This window comes from Variovorax sp. P1_G12 (genome assembly GCF_056405555.1).
Genome location: NZ_JBFUBW010000004.1, coordinates 291,245 through 297,677, shown reverse-complemented (window position 1 = coordinate 297,677; position 6,433 = coordinate 291,245). Strand labels below are relative to the sequence as shown.

The 6,433-nt window shown below is 68.0% G+C and carries 6 protein-coding genes; 5 read left to right on the top strand and 1 reads right to left on the bottom strand.

Annotated features, from left to right (window positions below; all coding sequences use genetic code 11):
* The 5 genes from AC1D2O_RS07075 to AC1D2O_RS07055 all read left to right on the top strand — a co-directional run.
* Positions 1-321: electron transfer flavoprotein subunit beta/FixA family protein (locus AC1D2O_RS07075; protein ID WP_478156591.1), on the top strand; the 321-nt coding region annotated here is incomplete at its 5' end.
* A gap of 2 nt (positions 322-323) precedes the next feature.
* Positions 324-1,259, top strand: a complete 936-nt coding sequence (locus tag AC1D2O_RS07070) for an electron transfer flavoprotein subunit alpha/FixB family protein (RefSeq protein ID WP_478156589.1) — start codon at positions 324-326, stop codon at positions 1,257-1,259.
* Positions 1,260-1,350: 91 nt separating this feature from the next.
* Positions 1,351-3,141, top strand: a complete 1,791-nt coding sequence (locus AC1D2O_RS07065) for an acyl-CoA dehydrogenase (RefSeq protein WP_478091648.1) — start codon at positions 1,351-1,353, stop codon at positions 3,139-3,141.
* Between the two features lie 30 nt (positions 3,142-3,171).
* A complete protein-coding gene (locus AC1D2O_RS07060) occupies positions 3,172-4,134 on the top strand; it encodes an NAD(P)H-dependent flavin oxidoreductase (RefSeq protein ID WP_478156587.1) in 963 nt (320 codons plus the stop codon).
* Between the two features lie 133 nt (positions 4,135-4,267).
* The gene (locus AC1D2O_RS07055; protein ID WP_478091645.1) at positions 4,268-5,374 is read left to right on the top strand and encodes an acyltransferase family protein; all 1,107 of its coding nucleotides are present in this window, start codon (positions 4,268-4,270) and stop codon (positions 5,372-5,374) included.
* Here the strand turns inward: AC1D2O_RS07055 and AC1D2O_RS07050 are convergent.
* On the bottom strand, positions 5,371-6,429 hold the full coding sequence (locus AC1D2O_RS07050; RefSeq protein WP_478156585.1) for a glycosyltransferase family 4 protein: 1,059 nt from the start codon (positions 6,427-6,429) through the stop codon (positions 5,371-5,373). The two genes, AC1D2O_RS07055 and AC1D2O_RS07050, sit on opposite strands and share 4 nt — an antisense overlap.
* Between the last annotated feature and the right edge of the window lie 4 nt (positions 6,430-6,433).

Here is a 6,433-nt window from a genome sequence, read left to right as displayed (position 1 = left end):
AGCAAGGTCGAAGTGGCGGGCGACAAGGTCAACGTGACGCGCGAGGTCGACGGCGGCCTGGAGACCATCTCCCTCTCGCTGCCCGCGGTGATCACCACCGACCTGCGCCTGAACGAGCCGCGCTACGTCACCTTGCCCAACATCATGAAGGCCAAGAAGAAGCAGCTCGACGTGGTCAAGCCCGAAGAGCTCGGCGTGGACGTCAAGCCGCGCCTGAAGACGATCAAGGTCAGCGAGCCGCCCAAGCGCGGTGCCGGCATCAAGGTGCCCGACGTGGCGACTCTCGTCGAGAAGCTGAAGAACGAAGCGAAGGTGATCTGATCATGACCGTACTTGTTATTGCCGAACACGACCACGCCACCTTGAAGCCGGCGACCCTCAACACCGTGACCGCGGGCCTTGCCTGCGCCAGCGGCGATGTCCATGTGCTGGTGGCCGGCGCCAATGCGGCCGACGCCGCCAAGGCCGCCGCCCAGGTGGCGGGCGTGGCCAAGGTGATCGTCGCCGACAGCCCCTCGCTGGCCGAGAACCTGGCGGAGAACGTCGCCGCTCAAGTCCTCGCGATCGCAAAGAACTACAGCCACATCCTGTTCCCGGCCACGGCCAACGGCAAGAACGTCGCGCCGCGCGTGGCCGCCTTGCTCGATGTCGCGCAGATCAGCGACATCACCAAGGTCGACAGCCCCGACACCTTCGAGCGTCCGATCTACGCGGGCAACGCCATCGCCATCGTGCAGAGCAGCGATGCGATCAAGGTGGCGACCGTGCGCACGACGGGCTTCGATGCCGCAGCGGCCACCGGTGGCAGCGCCGCGGTCGAGACCGTGGACGGCGTGGCCGACAGCGGCAAGAGCAGCTTCGTCGGAAGAGAAGTCACCAAGAGCGAGCGCCCCGAACTGACGGCGGCCAAGATCATCGTCTCGGGCGGCCGAGCGCTGGGCAGCGCCGAGAAGTTCCAGGAAGTGATGGCGCCGCTGGCCGACAAGCTCAACGCCGGTCTCGGCGCGAGCCGCGCGGCGGTGGATGCGGGCTATGCCCCGAACGACTGGCAAGTCGGCCAGACCGGCAAGATCGTGGCGCCGCAGCTCTACATCGCCTGCGGCATCTCGGGGGCCATCCAGCATCTGGCGGGCATGAAGGACTCCAAGGTGATCGTGGCGATCAACAAGGACGAAGAGGCGCCGATCTTCTCGGTGGCCGACTACGGCCTCGTGGCCGACCTGTTCACGGCCGTGCCGGAACTGGTCAAGGCGCTCTGATCCATTCAGGTCGTGTGAGCCAAAGGGCATCGTTCGCGGTGCCCTTTTTCACATTGGTGCGTATTCGGCCAGGAGGCCGCAGGAGACAACCATGAGTTACATCGCCCCCCTCAAGGACATGCTGTTCGACATCGAGCATCTCGCGGACATCGCACAGGTGTCGCAGATGCCGGGACTGGAAGACGCGGGCCTCGAGACCGCCCAGGCCGTGCTCGAGGAGTGCGCCCGCTTCAATCAGGACGTCATCGCGCCGCTGAACGTGGCGGGCGACCGCAATCCCTCGTCGTTCAAGGACGGCCAGGTGACGACCACGGCGGGCTTCAAGGAAGCCTTCGCGCAGTACGCGAGCGGCGGCTGGCAGGGCCTGCAGCATCCTTCGGACTTCGGCGGCCAGGGCCTGCCGAAGACCATCGGCGCGGCCTGCGGCGAAATGCTCAACTCGGCCAACATGAGCTTCGCGCTGTGCCCGCTGCTGAGCGATGGCGCGATCGAGGCGCTGCTCACGGCCGGCTCCGACGAGCTCAAGGCGACCTACCTCGAGAAGCTGGTGAGCGGCCAGTGGACCGGCACCATGAACCTGACCGAGCCGCAAGCCGGCAGCGATCTCGCGATGGTGCGCAGCCGGGCCGAGCCGCAGCCTGACGGCAGCTACAAGGTGTTCGGCACCAAGATCTTCATCACCTACGGTGAGCACGACATGGCCGAGAACATCGTCCACCTCGTGCTGGCCCGCGTCACCGGCGCGCCCGAGGGCGTGAAGGGCATCAGCCTCTTCGTTTGCCCCAAGTTCCTCGTCAACAAGGACGGCTCGCCGGGCGCGCGCAACGACGTGCACTGCGTGAGCATCGAGCACAAGCTGGGCATCAAGGCCTCGCCGACGGCCGTGCTGCAATATGGCGACCACGGTGGCGCTGTCGGCTACCTGGTCGGCGAGGAAAACCGCGGCCTCGAGTACATGTTCATCATGATGAACTCGGCCCGCTACGCGGTGGGCATGCAGGGCATCGCGATCGCCGAGCGCGCCTACCAGCATGCGGTGGCCTACGCCAGGGACCGCGTGCAGAGCAGGCCGGTCGACGGCTCGATCAATGCCAGTGCGCCGATCATCCATCACCCGGACGTCAAGCGCATGCTGATGACGATGCGCGCCTACACCGAAGGCTGCCGCGCGATGGCCTCGGTGGCCGCGGCCGCCTACGACGCGACCCACCATCATCCCGATGCCGAGACGCGCAAGCAGAACCAGGCCTTCTACGAATACATGGTGCCGCTGGTCAAGGGCTACAGCACCGAGATGAGCCTGGAGGTCGCCTCGCTGGGCGTGCAGGTGCATGGCGGCATGGGCTTCATCGAGGAGACCGGCGCGGCGCAGTACCTGCGCGACGCCAAGATCCTGACCATCTACGAAGGCACCACCGCGATCCAGGCCAACGACCTCGTGGGCCGCAAGACCGCGCGCGACGGCGGCCAGACCGCAAAGGCGATCGCCGCGCAGATCGAGAAGACCGAAGCCGAGCTCGCGAAGCGCGGCAGCGCCGATGCGCAGGCGGTGGCGAAGCGGCTCAAGGCCGCACGCGAAGCTTTCGTCGACGTGGTCGGCTTCGTCGCCGGCCAGACCAGGGCGGCGCCCAATGCGGTGTTCGCGGGCAGCGTGCCCTACCTGATGCTCGCAGGCAACGTGGTGGCCGGCTGGCAGCTGGCGCGCTCGCTGCTGGTGGCCGAGGACCTCGCCCAGGCCGGGACCGACGTGGCTTTCATGAAAGCCAAGATCGCCACCGCGCGCTTCTACGCGGAGCACATCCTGAACAAGGCGCCGGGCATCCGAGACAGCATCGTCGACGGCGCCGACAGCGTCACGGCGCTCGCGCTCGACGCCTTCTAAAACAAGACTTCATTCATTTCCGGAGACACCATGTCCAAGCTGCCGCCCGTGCTCGCCAATCTTCCGCTGCCCATCATCGGCTCGCCGCTGTTCATCATCAGCAATCCCAAGCTGGTGATCGCCCAGTGCAAGGCCGGCGTGGTGGGCTCGATGCCCGCGCTCAATGCGCGCCCCGCGGCGCAGCTCGAGGAATGGCTGATCGAGATCACCGAGGAACTGGCCGCCTACAACAAGGCCCACCCGGACAAGCCGGCCGCGCCGTTCGCCATCAACCAGATCGTGCACAAGAGCAATGACCGGCTCGAGCACGACATGGAGATGGTCGTGAAGTACAAGGTGCCGATCGTCATCACCTCGCTGGGCGCGCGCACCGACGTCAACGACGCGGTCCACAGCTACGGCGGCGTGACGCTGCACGACATCATCAACAACAACTTCGCGAAGAAGGCGATCGAGAAGGGCGCCGACGGCATCATCGCGGTGGCGGCCGGCGCTGGCGGCCATGCGGGCGTGAAGAGCCCGTTCGCGCTGATCCAGGAAATCCGCCAGTGGTTCGACGGCCCGATCGCGCTGTCGGGCTCGATCGCCAACGGCGGCGCCGTGCTCGCCGCGCAGGCCATGGGTGCCGACTTCGCCTACATCGGCACCGCCTTCATCGCGACCGAGGAAGCGCGCGCCAGCGCCGAGTACAAGCAGGCGATCGTCGACGGCACCTCCGACGACATCGTCTATTCGAACCTCTTCACCGGCGTCCACGGCAACTACCTCGCGCCCAGCATCGTGGCCGCCGGCATGGACCCGGCCAACCTGCCCGAAGGCGACCTGAAGACCATGAACTTCGGCGGCGCCGAGGGCAGCAAGACCAAGGCCTGGAAGGACATCTGGGGCTCGGGCCAGGGCATCGGCGCGGTCACCGAGGTGGCGACCGCCGCGGACTTCGTCGAGAAGCTCAAGCGCGAGTACCTGGAAGCGCGGCGCCGCCTCGCCCTGTGAAACTCCCCCCGATGCGCCTGCGGCGCCTCCCCCGCGGGGGGCGATACCAGCGGCCCGGCAAAGCCGGTTCCGCGGTATCCCTGGCATGGGATCGCCGAAGACCGTGACGAGAGAGCCTGCAGCATCGAGCCGCATGCCGCTGCTCGATGCGGTCAAGGGCATCGCCTGTGCGCTGATCGTCGGCCACCACCTCGCGCGCTACGGCCCGCTGCAGGAGGGAGCGTCCTCGCTGGCGCCGGCGCTGTTCGAATGGCTGGCCCAGGACGGCCGGCTGGCGGTGCAGGTGTTCCTGGTGCTGGCCGGCTTCCTGGCGGCCGGCAGCCTGGCGCCCGATGGCGTGCTGCGGGTCGACCGGCCGCTGGCGCGGGTGGGCCAGCGCTATGGCCGTCTGGTGATGCCCTACCTGGCCGCGCTGAGCTTCAGCGTGCTGGTCGCCGCGCTGGTCCGGCCCTGGCTGGCCGGCGACACGGTGCCGGCCGCGCCCGGGCTGGCGCAGTTGCTGGCGCACGGCCTGCTGCTGCAGGACCTGCTGGGCTTCGACGCCTTGTCGACCGGCGTCTGGTACGTGGCCATCGACTTCCAGTTGTTCGTGCTCGCGCTGGCGGCGATCGGCCTGTCGGAACTGCTGCAGCGGCGCTGGTCGCTGGGCCGCGAGCGCTCGCGATGGCTGGTGGCGGGGCTGGTGCTGGCGCTGGTGGTGGCTTCGCTGGCGGTGTTCAACCGGCAGCAGGAGCTCGATGCCACCGCGATCTACTTCTTCGGCTCCTACGGGCTGGGCATGCTGGTCTTCTGGATCGGGCGCGCCACCCGCGACAGCACCTGGCGCTATGCCGTGCTGCTGCTGGTGCTGATCGGCGCCGCGGCGCTCGCGCTCGACTGGCGCAGCCGCATCGCGATCGCCCTGGTCACGGCGCTGGCGGTGGCCGTGGTGCAGCGGCGCGACGGCCTCGCGCCCGCCGCCTGGCCGCGCTTCGGTGCACCGCTGGTGCGGCTCGGACGGATTTCCTATTCGCTGTTCCTGATCCACTTCCCGGTGCTGCTGCTGGTGAGCGCGGTGGTGAGCCAGCTGCTGCCGGCGACGCCGTGGATCGACCTGCTGGGCCTGCTGGCGACCTTCGCGCTGTCGATCGCGGCCGCATCGCTGCTGTATCGCTGGGTCGAGTCGCGGCCCGCCACCTGGCGCGCGGTGCTGGCCCTGTTCGCGGGCCTGCTGGCCTGCGGCTTGCTCGTGTCGCGCTAGACCACCGATCGTTCGTAGGCCGCGGCGTACTGGCGGCCGAGCACCCTCGATGAATTGAGGCCCTGGTGGAAGTCGAAGAAGGCGTGGCCTTCCTGGGCCACCGCCGCCGGATCGGCGAACCAGATCGCCAGCGCCTCGGCCAGGGCGCCGGCGTCTCCATAGGGCAGGGCGTTCGGCAGTCTTCGCTGCGTCGGCAGGCAGTCGCGCGATCCGTCGACGTCGGTGAGAAGGGAGGCACGCCCGGCGGCCGCCGCTTCGATCGTGACGATGCCCTGGCCCTCGATGGAACTCACGAGAATCGCGAACAGCGATTGCGCATACTCGCTTCGGACGTCGCCCACATAGCCACGGAAAACGACACGGTCGCCGAGTCCCAGGGCCTGGCACTTCTGCTCGAGGTCCTGGCGCAACGGTCCTTCGCCGACCAGCACCAGTTCGGCGTCGATGCCCCGGTCGCGCAGCAGGGCCCAGGCCTCGATCAGCGTCGCATGGCCCTTGACCGGGACGAATCTCGCCACGCAGACGGCGCGTCGGCGCACCGTGTCCGGGTCGATCGCGGGGCATTGCGGCGGGAAGGGGGTCGGATTGCCCAGGATCTCGATGTCCCGCGTGCGCGTGGTGGCGAGGATGTTGTCCCTGACCGAATGTGTGACCGCGATCGCGCGGCGCGGGCTCAGCAGCCAGAACGGGGCCGAGAAGCCGTAGGTGAGGTTGCCCGAATAGAGCACCGGCCGTCGCAGCAGCGGCTGCAGCGCCGTCAGCACCATCGACAGCCGCCGGTGGTGCACGTGGATGAGGTCGATGTCCCAGGCGTCCAGCAGGCGCTTCAGGCGCTTGACGCTGTGCCAGAAGACCCGCGGGCGGCCCGACATCAAGGCCAGGTGCTGGAGGCGATCGGGTGCCATCCATGACACGTCTTCTTCTTCGTCGCCGTAGCGGCAGCTGATGAAGTGGTTCTCGATGCCGTAGGGCTGAACGGCCTCGTGGATGCGGCGAATCGCCATCGTCACGCCGCTGCTTCGGTAGTAGTTGGGGTTGATGACGCAGATGTTCATGGGC